26 protein-coding genes are annotated in these 24,703 nt (G+C 29.7%); 25 read left to right on the forward strand and 1 reads right to left on the reverse strand.

The genetic code is table 11. From position 1 onward, the window contains the following. Positions 1–105 precede the first annotated feature (105 nt). From BLP75_RS08695 to mgsA, 19 genes are all read left to right on the forward strand, one after another. Positions 106–801, forward strand: a complete 696-nt coding sequence (locus tag BLP75_RS08695; protein WP_242872410.1) for an endonuclease/exonuclease/phosphatase family protein — start codon at positions 106–108, stop codon at positions 799–801. A 130-nt stretch (positions 802–931) separates the two neighbouring features. Further along, positions 932–1,882 (forward strand): hypothetical protein, encoded by a 951-nt coding sequence (locus BLP75_RS08700; protein WP_092725368.1) that lies wholly within the window; start codon positions 932–934, stop codon positions 1,880–1,882. Positions 1,883–2,084: 202 nt separating this feature from the next. Further along, a complete protein-coding gene (gene rsxC, locus BLP75_RS08705) occupies positions 2,085–3,419 on the forward strand; it encodes an electron transport complex subunit RsxC (protein WP_092725369.1) in 1,335 nt (444 codons plus the stop codon). Between the two features lie 21 nt (positions 3,420–3,440). Further along, a complete protein-coding gene (locus BLP75_RS08710; protein ID WP_092725372.1) occupies positions 3,441–4,421 on the forward strand; it encodes an RnfABCDGE type electron transport complex subunit D in 981 nt (326 codons plus the stop codon). Next, entirely contained in the window at positions 4,421–4,999 is a 579-nt protein-coding gene (locus BLP75_RS08715; RefSeq protein ID WP_092725374.1) for an RnfABCDGE type electron transport complex subunit G, read from the forward strand. Before BLP75_RS08710 ends, BLP75_RS08715 begins: the two co-directional genes overlap by 1 nt. Before the next feature lie 11 nt (positions 5,000–5,010). Then, a complete protein-coding gene (rsxE, locus tag BLP75_RS08720; protein ID WP_092725376.1) occupies positions 5,011–5,604 on the forward strand; it encodes an electron transport complex subunit RsxE in 594 nt (197 codons plus the stop codon). A 14-nt stretch (positions 5,605–5,618) separates the two neighbouring features. Beyond that, positions 5,619–6,194: an electron transport complex subunit RsxA gene (rsxA, locus tag BLP75_RS08725; RefSeq protein WP_092725378.1), complete on the forward strand. Its 576-nt coding sequence runs from the start codon at positions 5,619–5,621 to the stop codon at positions 6,192–6,194. Positions 6,195–6,211: 17 nt separating this feature from the next. Beyond that, a complete protein-coding gene (locus BLP75_RS08730; RefSeq protein ID WP_092725380.1) occupies positions 6,212–7,183 on the forward strand; it encodes an RnfABCDGE type electron transport complex subunit B in 972 nt (323 codons plus the stop codon). 302 nt (positions 7,184–7,485) lie between these two features. Beyond that, positions 7,486–8,070, forward strand: coding sequence for a Maf family protein (locus BLP75_RS08735; RefSeq protein WP_092725382.1), 585 nt, complete (start codon positions 7,486–7,488; stop codon positions 8,068–8,070). Positions 8,071–8,114: 44 nt separating this feature from the next. Continuing rightward, positions 8,115–8,774, forward strand: coding sequence for a RadC family protein (gene radC / locus BLP75_RS08740; protein ID WP_139149838.1), 660 nt, complete (start codon positions 8,115–8,117; stop codon positions 8,772–8,774). A gap of 27 nt (positions 8,775–8,801) precedes the next feature. After that, the gene (locus BLP75_RS08745; RefSeq protein ID WP_092725386.1) at positions 8,802–9,878 is read left to right on the forward strand and encodes a rod shape-determining protein; all 1,077 of its coding nucleotides are present in this window, start codon (positions 8,802–8,804) and stop codon (positions 9,876–9,878) included. Positions 9,879–9,888: 10 nt separating this feature from the next. Then, positions 9,889–10,785, forward strand: coding sequence for a rod shape-determining protein MreC (mreC, locus tag BLP75_RS08750; RefSeq protein ID WP_242872411.1), 897 nt, complete (start codon positions 9,889–9,891; stop codon positions 10,783–10,785). Between the two features lie 15 nt (positions 10,786–10,800). Beyond that, positions 10,801–11,289, forward strand: coding sequence for a rod shape-determining protein MreD (gene mreD, locus BLP75_RS08755; RefSeq protein ID WP_092725390.1), 489 nt, complete (start codon positions 10,801–10,803; stop codon positions 11,287–11,289). 11 nt (positions 11,290–11,300) lie between these two features. Next, positions 11,301–14,330: a penicillin-binding transpeptidase domain-containing protein gene (locus BLP75_RS08760; RefSeq protein WP_092725392.1), complete on the forward strand. Its 3,030-nt coding sequence runs from the start codon at positions 11,301–11,303 to the stop codon at positions 14,328–14,330. A gap of 56 nt (positions 14,331–14,386) precedes the next feature. Continuing rightward, positions 14,387–15,064: a septum site-determining protein MinC gene (locus BLP75_RS08765; RefSeq protein WP_092725394.1), complete on the forward strand. Its 678-nt coding sequence runs from the start codon at positions 14,387–14,389 to the stop codon at positions 15,062–15,064. Positions 15,065–15,092: 28 nt separating this feature from the next. Continuing rightward, positions 15,093–15,890 carry a septum site-determining protein MinD gene (gene minD, locus BLP75_RS08770; RefSeq protein ID WP_092725396.1) on the forward strand — a complete coding sequence of 266 codons (798 nt, stop codon included), beginning with the start codon at positions 15,093–15,095 and terminating at the stop codon, positions 15,888–15,890. Positions 15,891–15,907: 17 nt separating this feature from the next. Further along, positions 15,908–16,192 carry a cell division topological specificity factor MinE gene (gene minE, locus BLP75_RS08775; RefSeq protein WP_092725398.1) on the forward strand — a complete coding sequence of 95 codons (285 nt, stop codon included), beginning with the start codon at positions 15,908–15,910 and terminating at the stop codon, positions 16,190–16,192. Between the two features lie 77 nt (positions 16,193–16,269). Further along, positions 16,270–17,388 (forward strand): rod shape-determining protein RodA, encoded by a 1,119-nt coding sequence (gene rodA / locus BLP75_RS08780; RefSeq protein ID WP_092725399.1) that lies wholly within the window; start codon positions 16,270–16,272, stop codon positions 17,386–17,388. Between the two features lie 18 nt (positions 17,389–17,406). Continuing rightward, on the forward strand, positions 17,407–17,820 hold the full coding sequence (mgsA, locus tag BLP75_RS08785; protein WP_092725401.1) for a methylglyoxal synthase: 414 nt from the start codon (positions 17,407–17,409) through the stop codon (positions 17,818–17,820). Between the two features lie 47 nt (positions 17,821–17,867). On the opposite strand, the gene BLP75_RS08790 is transcribed toward mgsA, so the two are convergent. Beyond that, positions 17,868–19,061: an FprA family A-type flavoprotein gene (locus BLP75_RS08790; RefSeq protein WP_092725403.1), complete on the reverse strand. Its 1,194-nt coding sequence runs from the start codon at positions 19,059–19,061 to the stop codon at positions 17,868–17,870. A 383-nt stretch (positions 19,062–19,444) separates the two neighbouring features. On the opposite strand from BLP75_RS08790, the gene BLP75_RS08795 reads away from it, so the two are divergent. The 6 genes from BLP75_RS08795 (at position 19,445) to rpmA (ending at position 24,633) form a co-directional block, all read left to right on the forward strand. Beyond that, entirely contained in the window at positions 19,445–21,289 is a 1,845-nt protein-coding gene (locus BLP75_RS08795; RefSeq protein WP_092725405.1) for a TIGR03960 family B12-binding radical SAM protein, read from the forward strand. Positions 21,290–21,291: 2 nt separating this feature from the next. Then, complete coding sequence (locus BLP75_RS08800) at positions 21,292–21,990, forward strand: TIGR03936 family radical SAM-associated protein (protein ID WP_092725407.1); 699 nt, start codon at positions 21,292–21,294, stop codon at positions 21,988–21,990. Between the two features lie 174 nt (positions 21,991–22,164). Then, positions 22,165–23,568 carry an Rne/Rng family ribonuclease gene (locus BLP75_RS08805; protein WP_092725409.1) on the forward strand — a complete coding sequence of 468 codons (1,404 nt, stop codon included), beginning with the start codon at positions 22,165–22,167 and terminating at the stop codon, positions 23,566–23,568. Positions 23,569–23,685: 117 nt separating this feature from the next. After that, a complete protein-coding gene (gene rplU / locus BLP75_RS08810; protein ID WP_042275706.1) occupies positions 23,686–23,997 on the forward strand; it encodes a 50S ribosomal protein L21 in 312 nt (103 codons plus the stop codon). Between the two features lie 14 nt (positions 23,998–24,011). Beyond that, the gene (locus BLP75_RS08815) at positions 24,012–24,329 is read left to right on the forward strand and encodes a ribosomal-processing cysteine protease Prp (RefSeq protein WP_092725411.1); all 318 of its coding nucleotides are present in this window, start codon (positions 24,012–24,014) and stop codon (positions 24,327–24,329) included. A 13-nt stretch (positions 24,330–24,342) separates the two neighbouring features. Next, positions 24,343–24,633, forward strand: coding sequence for a 50S ribosomal protein L27 (rpmA, locus tag BLP75_RS08820; protein ID WP_092725413.1), 291 nt, complete (start codon positions 24,343–24,345; stop codon positions 24,631–24,633). The last annotated feature ends 70 nt before the right edge of the window (positions 24,634–24,703 follow it).

Below are 24,703 nucleotides of genomic sequence, written 5' to 3' on the forward strand. Positions count from 1 at the left end.
AAACGCATATAATATAAAAGAAATCAAACAAGGAGTTGATGACATATACGTATTAAAAAATTAATTTTAGTAATTTTTATAATAATACTTATGAGCATAAGTTTTATGTTTGAGGTTAAATATTTTCCTCCTAAAAAAGAAATTAAAATAGTAAGTTATAATATTCATAGCGGATTAAATAAAGATATGTTTCCAACACTTTTTGATATAATAGATTTTTTAAGAGTATCAAAATCAGATATTATATGCCTTCAAGAAGTAAATGAGTCAGCGAAGGCAGGATTTCAAGTCAGTAGTTTTAAGGATGAGCTTAAAATGCATTCACACTTTGGAGCTAATGTTGTTGGACTAGGATCAAATTATGGTTTAGTAACTTATTCAAAATATCCCTTAAAGAGTCAAAATCATATATATTTAAAAAGTGATAGAGAGCAAAGGGGTATGTTACATACAGTTGTTAATGTAGAAGGTAGAAAATTAAATGTTATAAATGTACATCTAGGTTTAGGTGAAGAGGAAAGAAAAGTCCAATTAGATGAATTAGTTGGGTTTATAAGTACATTGGAAAATGAGCCTTATATTGTTGTAGGAGATTTTAATCAAGGCAATATGTCTATAGATGATAAAATTCTTAAAGATGTTGCAATAGAGCTAAATAAAGCAAATGTTTTAACCTTTGCAACTGGATTAGATAGAATAGATTATATATTTGTTTCACCCAATATTGAAGTTTTGGATTATGATGTTTTAATAAAAAATATGTCTGATCATTATCCTATAATTGCAAAAATTAGAATATGATTTTATAAAAAAACATATATATATATAGGCTATAAAAAAATAAATTTAATAAATAAATTTCATAACTAATCATAAATTTGTGTATTTAAAAATATATATTATTAATAATATTTTTAGGGGGGACAAACTAATGAATAAAAGAAAAACAATTTATAAAGGTTTTAATAAGAGACGTAAGACAAGACCTATTCAGGCACTTGTGATAACCGCTAGTATATGTTTAATTAGTGGATATGGTATTTATAAAATAAAAGATAGTAATATTTTAGAAAATGTATCTAAGAAGGTATCATTTATAAAATTAGAAAATCCTTTTAAAAAAGACAGTGATTTTTTAGGATATGAGGACTATAAGATTAAACCACAAACAAATGATAAAGAAGTAGTGGAAAACGTTGAAAATAAAAAGCAAGAAAAAAAAGAAGTTAAAGAAAAGGAAGTTTCTGAGGATGTTAAATTAGCAAGGGTAGAGCCTTGGAGTATATATACTGTTCAAGTAGCGTCTGTTAGCAATGATAAAGATTTAAATAAAGTAGAAACACAATTAGTAGAAAAGAAAATACCTTTCTCTGTTGTAGAAATTGATGGTGCAAAAAAGGTACAAACTCATGGATATTTTGATCAAGAATCTACTAGAAGTCATATAGATGAAGTAAAATCTATATTTCCAGATGCATTTTTATCAGAATTAAAGATTCCTGTATTAGCAATAGAATATACAAGTAAATATTCATATGTTGAAAGCATTACAAAGCAATTAAATAGTCTAATAAAGAACTTTGAGCAAGAATCTGCTTTCTGGCAATCAAGCAAGGAAAATGTAGATATAAAAAAATATAATGAAATATTAGCAGAAAGAAAAGAAATTGTATCAAATATAGAAAAAGAAGGTAAAAAAATTGATTATTCTGAAATGGATGTATTCAAAGATAACTTACTTAGCTATACAAAAAATTTAAATGAAAAGATGGAAATGGCTTTAAAATCAGCTAATGATAAAAATTATAATGTAAGTGAAAGTATGTATTTATCATCTATGCAAGAGTATTTTGCTTTTATAAATTCTATAAAGAAAGTATAAGAGTTGTTATTTAACAACTCTTTTTTACGATTAAAAAATGTAATATATCAAAGCTTACATTAAAAGTAAACATGCCATAAAGTATAAAAATATTTTAAAATCGGATATTTTTTTAACAATTGTTAAGTTTTTACAGTAAATATAGTATACTTATTAGTAAGTGGAAATAAATGTTTAAATTTATAGATAAGGGGGTAAAAGTATGAAACTCTTAACTTTTAGAGGGGGAATCCATCCTCCATATAAAAAGGAGTATTCTAACCAAAAAGCTATTGAAAAAGCAGAGAATCCTAAAGTCGTATACATACCACTCCAACAGCATATAGGAGCGCCAGCAAGCCCAATAGTTCAAGTGGGTGATTCAGTAAAAGTAGGTCAGAAGATAGGTGAACAACAAGGATTTGTTTCTTGTAATGTTCATTCATCAGTATCAGGAAAAGTAGTTGCAATAAAAGAATGTGAGGTAGCCGGGGGAACAGGAGTCTGTGTTGTCATAGAAAACGATTTCTTGGAAGAAAAGCACGAAAGTGTGAAACCTAAAGGCGAATTAGACAATTTAACCAAGGAAGAAATAGTATCAATAATAAAAGAAGCAGGTATTGTAGGAATGGGGGGAGCAACATTTCCAACTCATGTAAAACTATCTCCTCCACCAGACAAAAATATTGATGTAGTAATATTAAATGGAGCAGAATGTGAGCCATACCTAACTGCAGATCATAGGTTAATGCTTGAAAATCCAGAAGATGTAGTATTTGGTCTTAAGGTATTTATGAAAGCTTTAAATGTAAAAAAAGGTTACATAGGCATAGAAGTAAATAAGCCAGATGCATTAGATGCTATACAAAAAGCAGCTCAACAGTATAAAGATATAGAAGTAGTAGGACTTGAAATAAAATATCCTCAAGGAGCAGAAAAGCAACTTATATACGCTTGTACAGGTAGGGAAGTTCCTTCTGGAGGACTGCCAATGGATGCAGGTGCTGTAGTTAATAATGTTGGTACAGCAGCTCAGGTAGCAAGAACTATAAAAACAGGTATGCCTTTAATAGAAAGAATAACTACTGTTACTGGAAGTTGTATAAAAAATCCTAAGAACTTAATAACTAAAGTTGGTACTTTAGTTTCAGAAATAATAGAACAGTGTGAAGGATTTAAAGAAGATAAAACAGTAGGTAAAGTTATAATGGGTGGTCCAATGATGGGGATTGCACAGTATACAATAGACATACCGACAAATAAAGGTACGTCAGGGATACTTTGTTTAGATGAAGAGGAATCAAAAACTCCTAAGCCACAAAATTGTTTAAGATGTGGAAAATGTTTAAGTGTGTGTCCTGCATTTTTACAACCATTATATATAAGTGCATATTCTTTAAAAAATGATTTTGAAAATGCTCAAAACTATAGAGCTTTAGATTGTATAGAATGTGGATCTTGTTCATTTGTATGTCCAGCAAGAAGACCATTACTTCAATCTGTAAGAAATGCAAAAAGAGAAATAATTGCTAATAAAAGAAAGCAAACAACTAAATAAGGGGAGCTAGGAGGGAATAGGATGAATAATAAACTCATAGTATCATCTTCTCCTCATGTGAGAAGTAATGAAGATACATCATATATAATGAAACAAGTTATAATAGCACTTCTTCCAGCAACATTAGGTGCTTTATATTTCTTTAGATTAAGTGCTTTAAATGTAATTTTCTTTTGTATATTAGGTGCTGTTGGTTCAGAATTTTTATATCAAAAGATAACAAAACAAGAAAGTACTATAGCTGATTTTTCAGCAGTAGTTACAGGGTTACTATTAGCCTTTAACGTACCAGCATCACTTCCTTGGTGGATGTGTATATTAGGATCTATGTTCGCAATAATAGTTGTGAAGATGGTGTTTGGAGGTATAGGAAATAACTTTGTAAATCCGGCTCTTGCAGCAAGAGCATTTTTACTAGCATCATTTCCGGTAGCTATGACAGCTTGGACAAAAACAGGCGTAAATTGGGTTAGTAGTGGAAATATAGATGCGTATACAACAGCAACACCTTTAAGCTTTTTAAAAAATGGAGTACAAGGAATAGATGCCCTTACAAATAGCGGAATAAGCTTGACCGATATGATGATAGGGAATATAGGTGGATGTATAGGTGAAACATCAGTTATATTAATTTTAATTGGTGGACTTTATTTAATGTATAAAGGAATAATAAATTATGTAATTCCGGTTTGTTACATAGGAACAGTTTTCGTATTATCATTTATACTAGGTGGATTTAATTTAAATTTTGCTATCTATCAGTTACTTGCAGGAGGACTTATGATAGGTGCATTCTTTATGCTTACTGATTATACTACGTCGCCTATGACAACTAAGGGGCAAGTAATATATGCAGTATTAGCAGGGGTAATAGCGACTGTAATAAGATTATATGGTGGATATCCAGAAGGTGTATCTTATTCAATATTACTAGTAAATGTTGTTACACCTCTTATTGATAAGTATGTTAAAAATAGAGTATTTGGGGAGGTGGCTAAGTAATGAATAATATTGCAAAATTAGGTGCAACATTATTTGCTATATGTGCAGTAGCTGCTCTAGCTCTAGGGTTTGTAAACCAAGTAACAGCTCCAATTATAGAACAAAGAAATATACAAACCAATAATGAATCTAGAAAAATTGTTTTAGCTGATGCTAAGGAGTTTAAGCAGCTAGATGATAGTGTATTTAAACAGGTTGACGGACTAGAAGATGGGATTATTGCAGAAGTATATGAAGGTAAAAATGGATCTGAAACAGTAGGGTATACTATAAAAACTTTACCAAAAGGATATGGCGGACAAATAGAATTAATTGTAGGTATATCTAAAGATGGAGTTATAAAAGGTATAAATATAGGGAGCATGTCAGAAACACCAGGGTTAGGTACAAAAGCTGCTGAACCTGGATTTAAGGATCAATTCAATGAAAAGCAAGCTAAGGAACTTAATGTAGTTAAAGGGAAAGCATCATCAGATGATCAAGTTCAAGCAATATCAGGAGCTACTATAACATCAAAAGCTGTTACAAGTGGAGTAAATGCAGCGATAAAGGTGTTTGAAAGTAGTTTAAATAAATAGGAGGGTAGAATATGAAATTAGCTAAAATATTTAAGAACGGGCTAATAGATGAAAACCCAACGTTTGTGCAAGTTATAGGTATGTGTCCTACTTTAGCTGTAACTACTTCAGCTATAAATGGACTAGGTATGGGGCTTTCAACAACAGCAGTTTTAGTTTGTTCAAACTTGGTAATATCTTTAATGAGAAAAATAATACCAGATAAAATAAGAATTCCAGCCTTTGTTGTAGTAATAGCAACATTTGTTACTATTGTAGGGATGCTTTTAAAAGCCTATGTTCCTGCACTGGATGCAGCTCTTGGTTTATTTATACCACTAATAGTTGTTAACTGTTTAATATTAGCTCGTGCAGAAAGTTTTGCATCAAAAAATACACCGGTAGAATCTGCAGTAGATGGCTTAGGTATGGGTCTAGGATTTAGTATGGCCCTTACAATATTAGGGGCAGTAAGGGAAATACTTGGAAATGGTAGTTTATTTGGATTTAGTTTATTTGGAGCATCTTTTGAGCCAGTGTTACTATTCATATTACCACCAGGTGCATTTTTAACACTAGGGTTCCTTTTAGCAGGGTTTAATAAGCTAAGAAGCAAAAAAGCATAATGGGGGTGTAGAGTTTGAATTTAATACTTTTATTTTTAAGTGTTGTTTTAGTTAACAACGTTATAACATCACAATTCTTGGGGATATGTCCATTCCTAGGAGTTTCAAAAAAGGTAGATACAGCAGTCGGTATGGGTGTTGCTGTTACATTTGTTTTAACTTTAGCATCAATAATTACATACTTTATACAAAAATTACTAATTTCAACTGGTAATGTTTTTTTACAAGCAATAGCATTTATATTAGTTATAGCATCTATAGTTCAATTCGTTGAAATGGTAATTCAAAAAATGAGTCCTTCTTTATATCAAGCATTAGGGGTTTTCTTGCCTCTTATAACTACAAACTGTGCAGTATTAGGGATTGCATTAGTTAACGTTAAAAATGGATATAATTTAATAGAAACGATAGTCAATGGATTTGGGGCAGGTATAGGATTTACTTTAGCAATCGTATTATTTGCAGGCATAAGAGAAAGATTAGAGTTGGCAGATATACCAGATGCGTTTAAAGGTTTCCCTATAACTCTTATATCAGCAAGTCTAATGTCAATTGCATTTTTAGGATTTGCAGGGCTTATACAATTATAAGATAGGGGGGTGAAAAAATGAGTTTATTTAGTTCAGTTTTAGTATTAGGTATTTTAGGGTTAATATTTGGAGCAGTTTTAGCTTATGCATCTAAAAAATTTGCAGTAGAGGTCGATCCAAGAGTAGAAGCTATACTTGAAGCTCTTCCTGGAGCAAATTGTGGAGGTTGTGGATTTCCTGGTTGCGGAGGTTTAGCTAGTGCTATAGCCGAGGGAAATGCTCCTGTAAATGGATGTCCAGTAGGAGGATCTGATTGCTCTCTAAAAATAGGTGAAATTATGGGGCTTAAAGCGGAAGAAGGCGAGAAAAAAGTAGCAAAAGTTATCTGTAAAGGAAACTGTATGAGCTCAAAAGACAAGTATACATACGAAGGAATCCAAGATTGTAGATCTGCAAATGTTTTAAATGGTGGAGCTAAATCATGTAAATATGGATGTTTAGGATTAGGTACATGCAGAGATTATTGTAAATTTGGTGCTATATCTATAATAGATGGAGTGGCAGTAATAGATGAAGAGAAATGTGTTATGTGCGGTAAATGTATGGAGGTTTGTCCTAAAGGAATAATTATATCAAAGCCTCAAAAACACGAGATAATTGTTGAGTGTAATAGTAAAGATTTTGGAAAAGCTGTAAAAGAAAAATGTAGTGTAGGATGTATTGGATGCGGATTATGTGCAAAGGCATGTAAGTTTGATGCAATAGAATTTGAAAATAAGATTGCAAAAATAAATCCAGAAAAATGTGTTGGATGTATGGAATGTGTTCAAAAATGTCCAACAAAAGTTATAAGTGGAGATTTAAAAAATAGAAAAAAAGTAATCATAGATGAAGAGCTTTGTGTAGGATGTACTATTTGTAAAAAACAATGTAAATTTGATGCAATAGAAGGGGAACTTAAAGAAAAACATAAAGTAGACCCAGAAAAATGTGTTGGATGTCATTTATGTTTACAAAAATGTCCTAAAAAGGCTATTAAAACTATATAATATGGATAAGATAAAGGTATGGACTTCCATACCTTTTATTTTGTATGGGATAAATAAATTTATAAAAATGTAAATAAATAATAAAATACAAAAATTAAAATTTATTTTGTATTTTAAGTATGTCCTATGATATGTAAAAAAAGTATTACAAAGTAGAATGAATGTTAAATTGGTTATTAATGGAATTCAAGCATAAATATAACAATAGTGTAATAAAATCGTTCGACATTTGTGTTGAATTTTTTACAATATAATGATAGACTAAATAAGTACAAATTCTAAGTACTAAACGAGGTGAGAAAGTGAATATAATCTTAGCATCAGCATCCCCTAGAAGAAAAGAAATTCTAGAAAACACAAATACTAAATTTGAAATAATAAAAAGTGAAATAGATGAGGTTATATTAGATAATGAATTACCATCTCAAGTAGTAATGAGACTTGCATTTGAAAAATCTATTGATATAGCACTAAAGCATCCGGATAGTTTGGTTATAGGAGCAGATACAGTTGTAGTTTTAAACAATAACATCTTGGGAAAACCAAAAGATTCAAGCGATGCTTTTAATATGATAAAACAATTATCAGGAAAAACACATCAAGTTATAACTGGTATCAGTTTGATAAATTTAAATGCAAATCAAAAAATAATTGACTATGTAGTTAGTAATGTAAAGTTCAAAAATCTATCTGAAGAGGACATAAAAGATTATATACAGACTAATGAATCATTAGATAAGGCTGGAGCTTATGGAATTCAAGGTTTCGGTGCTATGTTAGTTGAAGAAATTCAAGGAGACTATTTTAACATAGTGGGACTTCCTATATCTAGACTTAGTGATTTATTAAAGAAGCATTTTAATATAAATCTTTTTTATGGAGGGTGATTTAGCTGAGAAAATCTTTTAATGTTTCCATGACAGTAAAGGAAATGACATTAGAAGAAAGACCTAGAGAAAAAATGTTAATACAGGGAGAAAAGAAATTATCTAACTCAGAGTTATTAGCAATTCTCTTAAGAACAGGAACTAAACAAAAAAATGCTATAGAATTAGCTAACTATATTATAAGTAAAGACACACAAGGACTAAGATATCTACAAGATATGACTATAGAAGAGTTATGTGAAATTGACGGAATAGGACTATCAAAAGCAGCGCAAATAAAAGCGGCACTAGAGTTAGGAATTCGAGTTGCAAGTGTCAAACCTAAAAAATATAAAGTTAAAAATCCTTGGGACATATATAAATTTTATATGGACGGATTAAGATATCAACAACAAGAGATTTTTAAGGTAGTTCTTTTAAATACAAAAAATGAAATCATATCGGATGTAGAGGTATCTAGAGGAACTTTAAATTCTTCGTTAGTTCATCCGAGAGAAGTTTTTAGAGAAGCAATAAAAAGATGTACAAATAAAATAATTTTAATGCACAATCATCCGTCAGGAACTATAGAGCCATCTAAAGAAGATAAGGATGTTACATTTAGACTTATTAAGTGTGGAGAGTTAATAGGAATAGAAGTAATTGATCATATAATAATAGGAGATGGTCTGTATTTTAGTTTTAAGGAAAATATGATAATTTGATTTGATAGAGCAGGAAGGAGCAGCAATATGGCTAAAGAGAAAAAAGAAAAAAAAGAAAAGAAGGGGTTCATGTCTATGTTTGGATTTAATAAAATGACAAAAGATATGGGGATAGACTTAGGTACAGCAAATACACTAGTTTATATAAAAGGACAAGGAATTGTAGTTAGAGAACCTTCAGTTGTAGCAATAAGAGATGATAGTAAAGAAGTTTTAGCAGTTGGTGAAGAAGCTAAAAAAATGATAGGTAGAACACCAGGGAATATAGTTGCTATAAGACCAATGAAAGACGGAGTTATAGCAGACTTCGATGTTACATCAGCAATGTTAAGCTACTTTATACAAAAAGCAGCATCTAAAAAAGGTGTAGTAAGCCCTAGAATAGCAATATGTGTACCTTATGGTGTAACAGAAGTTGAAAAAAGAGCTATAGAAGAAGCTGCAAGACAAGCAGGAGCAAGAGATGCATACTTAATAGAAGAGCCTATGGCAGCTGCTATAGGAGCTGGACTTAGAGTTGAAGAGCCAGAAGGAAATATGGTAGTAGATATCGGTGGAGGTACTACAGAAATAGCTGTAATATCTTTAGGTGGTATAGTTACTGCTAAGTCAGTTAGAATTGGTGGAGATGAGTTTGACGAATCTATAGTAGCTTATGTTAAGAAAGAATATAACTTAATGATAGGTGAAAGAACTGCAGAAGACGTTAAGATAAGTATAGGTTCTACATTTAAAGAGGACCAAGAAACAACAATGCAAATAAGAGGTAGAGATTTAATATCAGGACTTCCAAAAACTATAGAAATAGGTTCAGCAGAAGTTAGAGATGCATTAAAAGAACCAATAAATTCAATAGTAGATGCAATAAAATCAACTTTAGAAAAAACACCACCAGAATTAGCATCAGATATAATGGAGAACGGAATAATGTTAACTGGAGGGGGAGCATTACTTAGAGGTCTTGACAAGTTAGTTAAGCAAGAAACAGGAATGCCAGTTCAAATAGCAGAATGTCCACTAGACTGCGTTGCAATAGGAACAGGAAAATCAGTTGAAGATCAAGAAATATTTGAAAAAGTATTAATGATGAATGCTAGAAAGTAAATAAAAGTTGGTGATACCTTTGAAATTCGATAAGAATAAAAAAGAAAAAAAGAGGATTAATGTTAAAGTGATAGCAACAGGAATTGTTGCTATCACTTTAATTGGAATTGTAGGAATATCAATCGGGAGATTTGGAGGAACAAATCCAGCAGGGCCAGGTGTAGTATTAGATGGAATTGCTAGTATTGAAGGTGGATTTAATAAAGGATTTGTATTTTTAAAAGAAAACTTAGAGGAGCTTATAAATTATAAAAAAAATGCTAATAAAATAGCAAAAATAGAAGAGCAAAAAGAAGATTTAGAACAACAAGTAATTGAATTAAATAAAAAATTAGATGAAGTTGAGTCTTTAGAAAGTTTAAAAAAATCACTTAACTTTATAGATGAAAAGTATAAGGCAAATAGGGTAGCTGCAAGTGTAGTTGCCAAGAATGACGGTAACTGGTATGACAGTTTTACTATAGGAGCAGGTAGTGAAGATGGAGTTAAAAAAGATAGCATAGTTGTAAATGGAAATGGATTAGTAGGAAAAGTATATGAAGTTTCGAAAAATTATAGCAAAGCTATTTCTCTATTAGATAGTAAATCATCTGTAAGCTTTAAATTGATGAAAGATTCTAATTATAAAGGCGTTATAACTCAAAATACAACTTTAGATAACAAAGAATCATATAAAAATAAAGGTTATTTACAAGGATATATGTTTGAAACATCTTATGATGTGTTACCTGGAGATGTTGTTGTAACATCTGGCTTAGGTCTATACCCAGAGGGGATTCCTATAGGTGAAGTAGATAAGGTAATAGATGATAAAAATAAATCTATGAAACATATAGTTGTAAAACCATACGTTAACTTTAAAAACGTAGAAGATGTAACAATTATTGAACCAAGAAATATAGGATAAAGGAGACTAATAATAATGAAAAAAGTTTTACTTTGTCTTTTCGGTATTTTGTTAGTTATGGTAGAAAATAGTATAACTAACTACTTAGATATACTAAGCATAAGTTTTAATATAGTTATTATATACATGACCATAATAGCTCTTTATTTAGATGAACTAGATGTTGGAATAATAGGAGCTATAATTGGTTTAGTAAAAGATATAACTGTATGTGGTATATTTGGAGTTAATGGATTAGTTTTATTTATAATAGCTTATTCTATAAGTCATTTAAGAGATAAAATATATAAAGAAAGTAGTATGACTATATTTGTTTTAGTTCTTATAACGAGTTTATTTGATTCTTTAGTAAATATAGCTACAGTTAGCCAGGTATTTAATACTAACACAATAGCAATATTAGCTCTTAAGGGAATAATAATAATACCTATAGCTAATAGCTTACTAAGTATATTGCTATATAGAATTTCAAAAAAATCTATATTAAAACTTAAAGAAGATTAGTTGGTGATTTAATGGAAGAAAATAAAAAATTAGATAGATTATCTACAATAAGAAATATTATAATAGTTGCTTTTGTAGTAATAATATTAAAAGCAGTATTTATGACAACATTTAAGTATGAACACTATAATCAATTGGCTGAAAATAAAACATATAAAGAACTTGCTATAAAAGCCCCTAGAGGTGAAATAAGAGATAAGTATGGAAGGCTATTGGCAGGAAATAAAAACTTATTTACTATTCAGGTATCTGCAGATGGAATCAATAAAAAAGATTCTAATGGAGATTCTATGGCAAATGATATATGCTTAACTTTGATAAATTTATTAGAAAAAAATAATGAAGAATACATAGATGAATTCCCTATATACTTTAAAAATGGAAAATACTATTATACATATGATAAAAAAATAAATGAATTTAAAGATGAAGAAAATATACCAAGAAATTTAAATGCAAAAGAAAGTTTTTATTATATTGTAGATAGGATGATAAAAGAGGGTATTCTTACTGAAAGTGATAGAGATTTAGATCCTAGTAAACTTCAACAAAAACTTAATGAAAATGGAGTTTATCCACAAATTCTTGTAAGTAAATGGATGTTTACAGAAGAAAAGAACAAAAAGGATTGGCTAGAAAGTTACAACATTAAAAACCCTAATATAAGTGCAAAAAATGCTTTTAAAGAAATTAGAAATGAAGAAAGTAAAAAAGATAAAAATTACAAAATTGATGAAAAATTAAGCGATGAAGACGCTAGAAAAATACTTATAGTTAGAGATTTAATAAAATCACAAGGATATTCTAGATATAATCCGGTTACTATAGCTAGAGATATTGATCAAAAAACAATAGCTCAAATTGAAGAAAGTGCAATGGAACTATCGGGAGTAGCAGTAGCGGTAGAACCAGTTAGAGACTATCCTGAAAATAATTTAGCATCTCATACTATAGGACATATGGGTAAAATGCCTTCAACACAAGAAAGTTATTTCTTGAATAGAGAAGAGGGTAAAAAGTACTCAAAAGGTGACACTGTAGGAATGAGTGGTATAGAAAAAAATTATGAAGAACAATTAAAAGGTGTTGATGGATATAGAAAGGTTCAAGTAGATGCAGTAGGTAGAGTGACAAAAGAGCTTGAAGTAAAGGAACCTCAATCAGGAGATACAGTTTATCTAAGTATAGATAAAGATTTACAAGAGACAGCTCAAGATGTATTAAAAAGAACTATCGATGCAGCAAGAGTTGGAGGAACGTTTAAGAGTCCTCTTGGAAATAAAACTTTCTCAACGCCAGCACGAAATGCTAACTCAGGAGCTATTATAGCTGTAGACGTAAAAACAGGTGATGTATTAGCTATGGCAAGTTATCCTGATTATGATCCGAATAAATTTGTAAATGGTATATCATATGAAGATTATAAAGAACTTCAACCTAAAAATATGAATGATGTTTTAGCTCCTAATGCACAAGTTAACCTTGCAACTCAAGGTGTATTCCAACCAGGATCTACATTTAAGATGATAACAGGAATGGCTGCTTTAGATAACGGATTAGATCCTAATTACGCTATAAATGATACAGGAGTTATTTATTTATCTAAAGGTGGTAGACCTTTTGCCGATTATATATGGCATAAATCTAGAAGAAACCATGGATATACAGATTTATATAAAGCTATTCAAGAATCTTGTAATATATATTTTGCAACGATAGGTAGTGGTAAAAGCTGGACAGGTGGAAATGATCCAAATGCTAAAATAGGTCCAAATGACATACTTGATTATGCTAGAAAATTTGGATTAGACGAGTATACAGGATTAAATAAAGAGATAGATGAAAGAAAAGGTAGCGTACCTAGTGTAGAAGCTAAGTTGGAGTCTGCAAAATCTTTATTAAGATCATTCCTTGAAAAAGAAATGGCTAATGCATTTACTGACATAACTAAGAAAAGCAATGAAGATGAATACGAAGCTAGAATTGAAGAAATAGTTAAATGGGCAGATGAAAAAGAAACTATAAATAGAATAGAAGCTCAAGAAAGATTAGCTAAATTAAAAGTTAAAGAAGATAAGATAGAATATATTGGTGATAAAATAGTATTTGACCATTTAAAATTTGCTAAATGGAGTACAGCAGATACATTTAACCTTGCTATAGGGCAAGGAGAAAATCAATATACGCCAGCACAAATGGCAAGATTTACATCAGCTGTAGCTAATGGTGGGGATTTAGTTGAACTATCAGTAGTTGATAGAGTTATATCTAGTAATTATTCATCTGTTGATATAGATGAAAATGAAAAGGTAAAAGCTGACTTAAAGAAACCTGAAAGATTAAAAGATTTAACTGAAGGTATGAAAAGAGTTACAACAGTAAGTTCAAATAAATCACTGTTTAGTAATTTCCCTATATCTGTAGCAGCTAAAACAGGTACTGCAGAGAAAAGTGGTAAAATACCTACAGAAAATGAATATGACTATCTGATAAGCCAAATGAGTTCATGTGGTGTAGATAAAGAGGAAGCAGTAAAACTTTCAGAGAAGCTAAAGGCCAAAAGAGAAATAGAATTATCTGAAGAAAGAAAAAAAGAAATACAAGAAGAGCTAAAATCTAAAGATTTAGATGATAAAAAGAAAAAAGAATTAGAAGAGGAACTTAAAGAAGGTCCTAAAGCTAAATTAGAAAATACAGATAAAATAAATGCAGCTTACTTAAGAAAAGCTATGAAAGAGCTGAATCCTAAGTTAACTGATGATACGATAGACAAAAATAAAAGAAACTATGAACCTTTTTCATGGAGTGTCGGATTTGCACCTGCAGATGATCCAGAAATAGCTGTAGTATGTATGATACCTCAAGGTGAGCAAGGTTCGTATTCTATGATACCTCTTAGAGAAGTTATGGGTGCGTATTTTGGATTATTAGATAACAATAAAACACAAAATAATTCAAAAACTGAAGATAAAAATAAAGAAGAAGATAATAAAAAATCGAAAAATGAAGATATAAATTTCGCATCAAAAATGAAAAAATAAGAGGAATCAAGGTTTTTTTGCAGAATATATAATCATATATCACTCTGGAGGTTGTTATGTCTTTAAAAGATTTTGAAGCCAGAGAACTAGTTGAGTTTAAAGGCAGTAAAGCAGGGATAATAGTAAATATCAAAAGATCAGCATCTTTTGATGAAATACAGCAAAGCATAATAGAAAGACTAGAGTCATCTGTAGGTTTTTTTAGTGGGGCTAAGATTTGCGCTATTAATTGTGAATGTTTAAGTGATATACAAATTATATGTATAAAAGATTATATATCTTCTAGATTTGACGTTGAATTTGTAGAAGAATATGAAAAAAGGCAAATGTCAGAATTTAAAACAAAATATGTCAATAATCTTAGGTCAGGAGAGAATGTTGAATTTGATGGAGATGTTGTTGTTTTATTAGATATGAAGTCGGGTTCACAAGTAAGTTCTACCTCAAATGTTGTTGTTATGGGAAATATAGATCCAGGAGCAAGAGTTGTTGCAAATGGAAATGTGATTGTAATGGGTAGTGTAAAAGGATTTATACATGCAGGTGCACTAGGTAATGAAAATGCTTATGTAGTTGCTAATGATCTTAATGCTAAAGTATTACAAATAGCTCAAAATATAGCAGAAGCACCAGATGATGAAAGCTATGAAGAAAAGATAATTAAACCAGAAATAGCCTTAGTAAGTGAAGGCACAATAGTAATAGAAAGTTACGCATCTAAAATAGTAAAATAAAAGGATTTAATCCATAGGGGGTAGTAATATGAGCGAAGTTATAGTTATAACATCTGGTAAGGGTGGAGTTGGAAAAACTACTACCGCAGCAAACCTAGGAACTGCTTTAAGCTTAGAAAATAAGAAAACAGTTATTGTTGATGCAGATATAGGTCTTAGAAACTTAGATGTAGTTATGGGGTTAGAAAATAGAATTGTTTATGATATTGTCGATGTTGTTGAAGGGACATGTAGATTAAAACAAGCTTTAATAAAAGATAAAAGATTTGAAAATTTATATTTATTACCAGCAGCTCAAACAAGAGATAAAAATGCTGTTACAGTAGAACAAATGTCAGAACTATGTGATAAGTTAAGAGAATCATTTGACTTTATATTAATAGACTGTCCAGCAGGTATAGAACAAGGATTTAAAAATGCTATAGCAGGAGCAGATAGAGCAATAGTTGTGACGAATCCAGAGGTATCTGCTGTTAGAGATGCTGATAGAATAATTGGCTTGCTAGAAGCAAATGAAATAAAAGATATTAGATTAGTTATAAATAGAATAAGACAAGATATGGTAAGACGTGGCGACATGATGGGTAAACAAGACATCATAGAAATATTAGCTATAGAATTATTAGGATTAGTTCCTGATGACGAAAGTATAATTGTATCTACAAATAAAGGCGAACCAGCAATTTTAGATAGCAAGTCTTCTGCAGGACAAGCATATAAAAATATTGCCAAAAGAATATTAGGAAATGATGTTCCGTTGTTAGAAGTGTCAACAGATAACAATATTTTTAGCAAATTAAAGAAAATGTTTGGTATGGCCAAGTAGTGAAGGGGGATATATCCGTGTTAGATTTATTTAAAGTTTTTTCTAATGAATCTAGAACTAGTAAATCAGTAGCTAAAGAAAGATTAAAATTAGTTTTAGTACATGATAGGGTGGATTGTTCTCCACAACTTTTAGATATGATTAAGACAGATATTCTTAAAGTTATAGCTAATTATGCTGACATAGAAGAAGACGGTCTAGAAATAAAAATGTCTAAGGCTAGAGGCGAACAAGATGATAGGCCTGTATCAGCGTTAGTTGCGAATATACCGCTAAAAAATATAAAAGACAGAAGTATATAAAATAAAGGGGGGGAAAATCCCCTTTTATTTTGTATATGAGTAAATTATATTCAGAAAAGTAGGAAGACGGTGAACCAATGATAGAATACAAATCAACTATAAAATTAATTAAACAGTTAGATTGGAAACTGATAATTACAGTACTAGCTATATTTGGATTTGGACTTGTAGTTTTAAGTAGTGCTACACATGCTCAAATAACAGGTAATTACTGGCAAATATATAAGCAGGGATCAGCATTTGGATTAGGTGTTCTTATGATAATAGGGATACTACTATTTGATTATAATTTTTTAGGAAAATACTATAAGGCATTGTATATAGTTAGTTTACTACTATTAGCTGTAATTTTAATTCCAGGAATAGGAGCTGAAAGAGGTGGAGCTAGGTCTTGGCTAAATTTAGGTCCTCTAGATTTTCAAACATCAGAATTAGTTAAATTAACATTTATACTAAGTTATGCTAAAATAGTAGAATCTAAAAAAGGTAAGTTAAATAATCTTAAAGAAATAATGCCTGTAGTAATATATGCAGTTCCATTTATAGGGCTTTTATTTGCTCAACCTGATTTAGGAACAGCGATAGTTTTCAGTTGTATTATAGCTGGAATGCTATTTACTGCAGGGTTAGATATAAAGTTAATAAAAAGATGTATAGTTGCAGTTTTAGTAACTTTACCACTCATGTATTTAGTTATGGCACCACACCAAAAGGAAAGAATAGATGCATTTTTACACCCTGATGATCCAACTAAAAAAGGTAACTATCAAGTTATGCAATCTATGATAGCCATAGGATCAGGAGGAGTAACTGGTAAAGGTTTATACAATGGTACTCAAAATCAAGAAGGATTCTTGCCAGTACAAGAAAGTGATTTTATATTTGCTGTAATTGGAGAAGAATTAGGTGTAGTTGGAATGGCAGCAGTTATAGGTTTATATGCACTATTCTTAACTAGGATGATTTATATAGCCAAAGAGGCTAAAGACTTTTATGGAACTTTAATTGTAGTTGGAGTAATGAGTATGTTTGCGTATCAAATTATTCAAAATATAGGAATGACAGTTGCTCTAATACCAGTAACAGGAGTAACATTACCATTTATAAGCTATGGAGGAAGTTCATTGTTGACATCTTTAGCTAACTTAGGTTTAGTTTTAAATGTATGCATGAGAAGAAAGAAAATAAACTTTTAACTAAATATGGAGGGAAGCATGAATATAGCATTAATAGCACATGATGAAATGAAAAACACTATGATTGGATTTTGTATAGGTTATGAGGCGATATTAAAAAAGTATGGCCTATATGCAACAGGAACAACAGGTAAGAAAATCATGGATGCAACAGATTTAAATATAAATAGGTTAGCATCAGGTCCTTTAGGTGGAGATCAACAAATAGGGTCATTAATTGTTTCTCAAGAAATAGATTTAGTTATATTTTTAAGGGATGCTTTGACAGCTCAAGCTCATGAGCCAGATATACAAGCTTTAATTAGACTTTGTGATGTATATCATGTACCAGTAGCTACTAATTTAGCTTCTGCTGAAATATTTGTTAAGGCTCTAGATAGAGGAGAGCTTTCTTGGAGAGAAGTTAGAAAAACTACGAGCCAAAGAGTGTAAATTAAAAAAGGTTATATATCATTATATGATATATAACCTTTTATTATTTATTTTATTAATTTAGCAAACTCTGCACCATAGTTAAAACATTCATCTAATGTTTGACAACAAGGGAAGAATTTTTTCTTTACTGTTTCAACAGGCATTTTAAAGGCCATTGACTTTAATAAGTTTTCTGCCATTGTAATACCTTCTCCACTCCATCCGTAAGATCCGAATACACCAGCTATCTTACCTTGGTTAGCCATTGGGTCTATAGTAGAGAATAAATCCCACATAGGTTTAACCATTGTTCTATTTATAGTTGGAGATCCTAATAATATAACTTTAGACATAACTACTGCATCATGCATTTCTTTTAAATTCATTTCCTCTAAGTCATATAAAGTAACACAAGCGCCCTCAGATACTAGGCCTTCTTTTATTTTTTTAGCCATTTCTAATGTATTAGTGTAAGCTGATAAGTAAAATATTGCAACTTGATTTTGATTTGTAGAATTAACAACTTCTGTAGACCAATCAAGGTATCTTTTAACAGCGGCCATAGGGTCTTTTGTAAGCATAGGACCGTGAGAAGTTAATATAGTATCAAAATCTATTTTTAAATCTACAACTTTGTTTATAGCATTTAAAACATGCTTAGCAAATGGTTTTACTATACAATCATAATAATGTTTAGAAGACTTCAGATAATCTTCATTTTCAACAGCATCTGCATCAACATTAGCAAAATGACAACCGAAAGCATCACAAGTAAATAAAGTTTTTTCTTCTTCTACATAAGTAAACATAGTATCCGCCCAATGTAAAAATGGTGCAGTTATAAATTTAAGATTTCTTTTTCCTATATTTAAAACTTCTCCATCTTTTATCACATGACACTTAAAAGGTTTATTTATTTGCTCAGTTAAATACATTTTAGCTGCATTTGTACAGAAAACCTCTATATCAGGATTTAAATCTAAAAGATACTTTAAACTACCAGCATGATCTGGTTCTGTATGGTGTATAACAACATAATCTATATCAGCTACATCTGTAACTTCAGAAATATTTTTTAAGAATTCTTCTTTAAAATTTGGTTTTACAGTATCAAATAATACAGTTTTTTCATCCTTTATTATATAACAGTTATAAGTTGTCCCAAATTCAGTTTCCATTATTATATCGAAAACTTTTAAATCTTTATCAACAACTCCTGTAAAATAAATATCTTTTTTTACTTCAAACACATTACTCATTACAAATCCTCCTAAAAATAACATTATATTAAAATTATACCCACATAGTATGTATTCAAACAAAAAAATACATACATATAAAATAAAGTATTTAATTATATTGAAATTATTAATGTAATATTTCTTTATTATGCCAGACTATTAAATACAGAGGTACTTATATTTATTATACCTTTAAATTAAGATATAAATAAATAATATATTAGATATTTAATGACATATTTCGAAAAAATAATAAAATTTTTATTAGATTACTATAATAAGGAAACAAATTGGAAAAACTATATTTAAATAGTTAATAAAATTTTGATAGATAATATCATATCGTGTATAATAGTAGTTATGCTTATAAAACAATAAACTTATTGGAGGTTTTAAGATACATGAATAAGGTAGACTTAAAAAGAATTTTAAAGAAGGTTGAAAAGCCTGCTAGGTATCTTGGAAACGAGATAAACTCAGTACATAAAGATACGTCAAATAAAGATTTAATAAGATATGCTCATTGTTTCCCAGACTTATATGAAGTTGGTATGAGTCATTTAGGAAGTCATATATTATATGATGTAATAAATAAGGATGAAGATGTATTTTGTGAAAGAGTATATTCTCCAGCAGTAGATATGGAGAATATGATGAGAGAAAGAAATATACCAATGTTTGCTTTAGAGTCAAGAGAAGCTATAACTAATTTTGACTTTGTTACGTTTACGTTACAGTATGAGCTTTCATATACGAATTTACTTAATATATTAGATTTAGCTAATATACCATTATTAAGAGAAGAAAGAAAATTAGAAGATCCTTTCATATTAGTTGGAGGTCCTTGTGCATATAATGTAGAGCCTTTAGCTGACTTTGTAGATATAGCCATATTAGGAGAAGGTGAAGAAGTAAACTTAGAAGTAATAAAAGCTTATAAAGAGTGGAAGAAAAATAAAACTACTAGAGAAGACTTTTTATTAAAAATAGCTTCAATAGAGGGTGTTTATATACCTAGTTTCTATGATGTAGAATACAACGAAGATGGGACTATAAAATCTGTAGTACCTAACACAGAAGGTGTACCTGCAAATCCACATAAAAGAATAATAAAAAATATGGAAGAAGTTTCATATCCTGAAAAATTAATAGTACCATTTATAGATACAGTGCATAATAGAATAGTTCTTGAGTTATTTAGAGGATGTACAAGAGGATGTAGATTCTGTCAGGCTGGTATGATTTATAGACCAATAAGAGAAAAAAGTGTAGATAGATTAAAAGAGATATTAGAAAATCTAGTTAAAAACACTGGATATGATGAAATATCATTATCTTCATTAAGTACAAGTGACTATAGTCAATTAGAAGAACTTACAGACTATTTAGTAAATGAATATACGCCAAGAAATATCGGTATATCTTTACCATCTTTAAGACTAGATAATTTCTCGATGGAAATCGCAGAAAAAATACAACAAGTAAGAAAATCAGGTCTTACATTTGCACCAGAAGCTGGAACTCAAAGATTAAGAGATGTTATAAACAAAGGTGTAAGTGAAGATGATTTATCAAATGCTACAAGAAAAGCATTTGAAATGGGATGGAATAGTGTTAAATTATACTTTATGATAGGCCTTCCTACAGAAACTTATGATGACTTAGATGGTATAGCTAAGCTTGCATATGATGTTATAGATACTTATAGAGATGTTAATGGAGGAAAGTTAAGAAGAACTTTTGGTGTAACAGTTAGTACATCTACATTTGTTCCTAAACCATTTACACCTTTCCAATGGCATGGTCAAGATACTACAGAAGAAGTGGTTGAAAAACAAAGACATTTAGTTAAAAAGTTAAAGAATAGAGATATAAAATATAACTACCATGATTCTAAAACAAGTTTAATGGAAGCTGTAATAGCTAGAGGTGACAGAAGACTAGGTAAAGTTATATATGATGCATTTAAACTAGGCGCTAAATTTGATGGATGGTCAGAGTACTTCAATTTAGATATATGGAAAGAAGCTATGGCTAAAAATGAATTAGAAATAGAATTTTATGCAAATAGAGAAAGAGATTACGAAGAAGTATTCCCATGGGATCATATAGATGTAGGGGTTACTAAGAAATTCTTAATAAGAGAAAATGAAAAAGCTACAAAAGAAACAGTTACTCCTGATTGTAGACATAAGTGTAATGCATGTGGTATTAATGCACACAACATTGGAAGGGGGATGTGTTAATTATGAGTAAAATAATAAGAACTAAATTCAACAAAGAGGGAGATATGATATATATATCACACCTAGATTTACAACAACTTTTACAAAGAGCTTTTAGAAGAGCTGAAATAGAGTTAGTTCATTCTCAAGGATACAATCCTCATCCTAAGATAAGTTATGGAAATGCACTAGCTTTAGGAACAGAAAGTCAAGGAGAATATGTAGACGTTGAGATAGAAGATGATTTAAGTGTTGAAGAATATTTAAAGAGAATGAATGAACAATTACCAAAAGGAATTGAATTCATTACTGCTATGGAAATAACTAAGCAAACACCTTCTTTAGCATCTACTATAGAATTTGGAGAATATATATATACTATAGAACTAGAAAAGCCTTTAACTAAGGAATTCATAAAATCTAAAATTTTAGATTTTATGAGCCAAGATGAAATAATTATAACTAAGAAGAATAAAAAAGGTAAACTAGTAGAATCTGATATAAGACCTATGATAAGACAATTTGATATATTAGATTTAACAGAGGATACTTTGACTATAGAAGCGATGATAGCAACTGGATCAAAAGCTAATTTAAACAATTCTGTATTTATACCTAAAATATTAGAAATGTTAGATATAGAGATGGATCCATTAGATGTTGACATATTAAGAAGAGACTTATACGTAATAGATGGAGAAGAATTGGTATCTCCTATGTAATAAAAAGGTGGGTAAAACCACCTTTTTTTATATATAATAAAGTTATGAAATATAAAAAATCTAAAATATATTTTGATAAATGACGGTTTTTGATCAACGGACGAAGTTGTTGGAACTATGAGTAAAGCGGATTTTTTATATAAAATTATTAAGTAAAAGTTACAAGGAGTTATTATGAAAAAAATAGTAATAGAATCGCTTATTTCATCTCAAAAGACAGCAATATTAGAAGATGATAGGCTTACAGAGATTTTTATAGAAGATAATAAAAAAAATAAAACTGTATCTAATATATATAGGGGAATTGTAAAAAAGGTATTACCAGGAATAGAGGCTTGTTTTATTGATGTGGGATTTGAAAAATTAGCTTATCTTCAATTGAAAAAAGACACTAATATAAAAGCTGGACAAGAAATTTTGGTACAAATAAATAAAGAAGAAATAGGTAGTAAAGGAGCTAAATTAAATTTAGAAATAAGCCTAGCTGGAAGATATTTAGTTTATATACCTTCAAATGATAGAATTACAATGTCAAATAAAATAAGAGATGAAAAAGAAAGATTTAGATTAAAAAAAATAGCTAAAAGTATAAGCAAAGATAATTCTGGTCTTATAATAAGAACAGAAGCAGTAGGGTGTAGCAAAGAAGATTTAGAAAATGATATAAATGAATTACATATTAAATATGAAAATATATTAAAAGAGTATAAATTAGGAATGGGTCCTAAATTATTATATAAAGAATTGGACTTTTCTAGTAAATATATAAAAGATAATATAAACGAAGATATAGAATTGATAGTAGTTAATAATAAAGATAAATATGATGAATTAAAAGATATATTAAAAAACATAAAAAAAGAGTATATAGAAAAGTTGAAACTAGAAGAAAATAAGGATATATTTGACTTATATAAAGTAGACTCACAAATAGAAAAAGCATTAAATAAAAAAGTATGGTTAAAAAGCGGTGGATATTTGATAATAGAAAAAACAGAAGCTTTAACCGTGATAGATGTTAATACTGGAAAATTTACTGGAAATTTAAAGTTAGAAGACACTGTATATCAAACTAATATAGAAGCTGCAATAGAAATAGCTAGACAACTTAAGCTTAGAGATATAGGTGGTATAATAATAATAGACTTTATAGATATGCATAAAGATAAACATAAAAAAGAATTATTAAAGATATTAGATGATGAAATGTTAAAAGATAAAAGAAAATATGAAGTATTAGGTATAACTAGATTAGGCCTTGTAGAGGTTGCAAGAAGAAGAGAAAAAGATTCACTAGCTAAATATTATTTAGAGGAATGTAATGAGTGCAAAAACACTGGATTTATAAAGTCTATAAATTCTGTGATTGATAATATAGAAAAAGAAATTATTAGAATAAAAGAACATACAACTTATAAAAATATAACTATAAAAACGAGTTCATATATATATAAAGAAATTAAGAAAAATTTTGAGGATATAATTGAAAAAATAAGCATAAAATATAATGTTTTAATAAAAATAGAAGAAGATGAAAAAATAAATTCTGAAAAAATAAATATAATTTATAATAGTTAGTTGACAAATGACAAATAAAGTAGTAATATTAATAACTGTAATGCCGCACAGAAAAGGTTAGAAACTTCTTTAGGGAGGTACCTATATGGCGAGTTTGAGACCGAGGAGGTGTATTTAATGTACGCTATAGTTAAAACAGGTGGAAAGCAATATAAAGTTGCTGAAGGTGATGTATTATTCGTTGAAAAGTTAGAAGCTAACGCAGGTGATGTTGTTACTTTAAACGAAGTATTAGCTTGCACTAAAGATGGTGAGTTAGTAGTTGGAGCTCCAGTTGTAGAAGGTGCTTCTGTTCAAGCGAAAGTTGTTGAACAAGGTAAAGCTAAGAAAGTTGTAGTTTTCAAGTATAAAGCTAAGAAAGACTACAGAAGAAAGCAAGGACATCGTCAACCATATACTAAGATAGTTATCGAAAAGATAAACGCTTAATTATTGGTTAAGTAATGATAAAAGTTAAATATTATTACAATGATGACTTTTCAATAAAAGGATTTTGTCTAAAAGGACATGCTGACTATGCTGAGATAGGCTATGATATAGTATGCTCTGCAGTTACATCAAATGCAATTGCAGTTATAAATTCTTTAGACAAATTACAGAAAGTTGAATTTGATAAAGTAACAGGACAAGAAGGTCATATAGAATGTATCGTTAAAGATGAATTTTTAAATGACGCTAAACTTTTATTAGATCATTTTCAATTGGCTATTGAAGGAATTAAACGGGAATATCCCAAAAATATAAAAATCTTAAAAAAGTAGGGGGTGACTCCATATGTTAAACATGAACTTACAGTTACTTGCATCTAAGAAAGGGGTAGGGTCTTCTAAAAACGGTAGAGATTCTATAGCTAAGAGATTAGGTGTTAAGAGATTTGACGGACAAGTTGTAACTGCTGGTAGTATAATAGTAAGACAAAGAGGTACTAAAATACATCCAGGAACTAACGTAGGTAGAGGTGGCGATGACACTTTATTTGCATTAGTTGACGGTGCTGTTAAATTCGAAAGAAAAGATAAGAAGAGAAAGAAAGTAAGTGTATACCCAGTATCTATAGCTGAGTAATATGCTAAAAAAAGGAGTGTTAATACACTCCTTTTTCTTGTAAATAGATATTTATAGAATGATAAGTATT

Source organism: Romboutsia lituseburensis DSM 797 (genome assembly GCF_900103615.1).
Taxonomy (GTDB): domain Bacteria; phylum Bacillota; class Clostridia; order Peptostreptococcales; family Peptostreptococcaceae; genus Romboutsia_F; species Romboutsia_F lituseburensis.

Excerpts from the sequence above, each read along its gene's own strand:
- BLP75_RS08815 (WP_092725411.1), top strand. The coding sequence starts at position 24,012 with ATGATAAAAGTTAAATATTATTACAATGATGACTTTTCAATAAAAGGA.
- BLP75_RS08745 (WP_092725386.1), top strand. The coding sequence starts at position 8,802 with ATGGCTAAAGAGAAAAAAGAAAAAAAAGAAAAGAAGGGGTTCATGTCT.
- rpmA (WP_092725413.1), top strand. The coding sequence starts at position 24,343 with ATGTTAAACATGAACTTACAGTTACTTGCATCTAAGAAAGGGGTAGGG.
- BLP75_RS08805 (WP_092725409.1), top strand. The coding sequence starts at position 22,165 with ATGAAAAAAATAGTAATAGAATCGCTTATTTCATCTCAAAAGACAGCA.
- BLP75_RS08760 (WP_092725392.1), top strand. The coding sequence starts at position 11,301 with ATGGAAGAAAATAAAAAATTAGATAGATTATCTACAATAAGAAATATT.
- BLP75_RS08800 (WP_092725407.1), top strand. The coding sequence starts at position 21,292 with ATGAGTAAAATAATAAGAACTAAATTCAACAAAGAGGGAGATATGATA.
- radC (WP_139149838.1), top strand. The coding sequence starts at position 8,115 with ATGACATTAGAAGAAAGACCTAGAGAAAAAATGTTAATACAGGGAGAA.
- mreD (WP_092725390.1), top strand. The coding sequence starts at position 10,801 with ATGAAAAAAGTTTTACTTTGTCTTTTCGGTATTTTGTTAGTTATGGTA.
- BLP75_RS08765 (WP_092725394.1), top strand. The coding sequence starts at position 14,387 with ATGTCTTTAAAAGATTTTGAAGCCAGAGAACTAGTTGAGTTTAAAGGC.
- mgsA (WP_092725401.1), top strand. The coding sequence starts at position 17,407 with ATGAATATAGCATTAATAGCACATGATGAAATGAAAAACACTATGATT.
- BLP75_RS08730 (WP_092725380.1), top strand. The coding sequence starts at position 6,212 with ATGAGTTTATTTAGTTCAGTTTTAGTATTAGGTATTTTAGGGTTAATA.
- rplU (WP_042275706.1), top strand. The coding sequence starts at position 23,686 with ATGTACGCTATAGTTAAAACAGGTGGAAAGCAATATAAAGTTGCTGAA.
- BLP75_RS08710 (WP_092725372.1), top strand. The coding sequence starts at position 3,441 with ATGAATAATAAACTCATAGTATCATCTTCTCCTCATGTGAGAAGTAAT.
- BLP75_RS08700 (WP_092725368.1), top strand. The coding sequence starts at position 932 with ATGAATAAAAGAAAAACAATTTATAAAGGTTTTAATAAGAGACGTAAG.
- BLP75_RS08695 (WP_242872410.1), top strand. The coding sequence starts at position 106 with ATGTTTGAGGTTAAATATTTTCCTCCTAAAAAAGAAATTAAAATAGTA.
- BLP75_RS08795 (WP_092725405.1), top strand. The coding sequence starts at position 19,445 with ATGAATAAGGTAGACTTAAAAAGAATTTTAAAGAAGGTTGAAAAGCCT.
- BLP75_RS08790 (WP_092725403.1), bottom strand. The coding sequence starts at position 19,061 with ATGAGTAATGTGTTTGAAGTAAAAAAAGATATTTATTTTACAGGAGTT.
- rsxE (WP_092725376.1), top strand. The coding sequence starts at position 5,011 with ATGAAATTAGCTAAAATATTTAAGAACGGGCTAATAGATGAAAACCCA.
- minD (WP_092725396.1), top strand. The coding sequence starts at position 15,093 with ATGAGCGAAGTTATAGTTATAACATCTGGTAAGGGTGGAGTTGGAAAA.
- rsxC (WP_092725369.1), top strand. The coding sequence starts at position 2,085 with ATGAAACTCTTAACTTTTAGAGGGGGAATCCATCCTCCATATAAAAAG.
- BLP75_RS08715 (WP_092725374.1), top strand. The coding sequence starts at position 4,421 with ATGAATAATATTGCAAAATTAGGTGCAACATTATTTGCTATATGTGCA.
- rodA (WP_092725399.1), top strand. The coding sequence starts at position 16,270 with ATGATAGAATACAAATCAACTATAAAATTAATTAAACAGTTAGATTGG.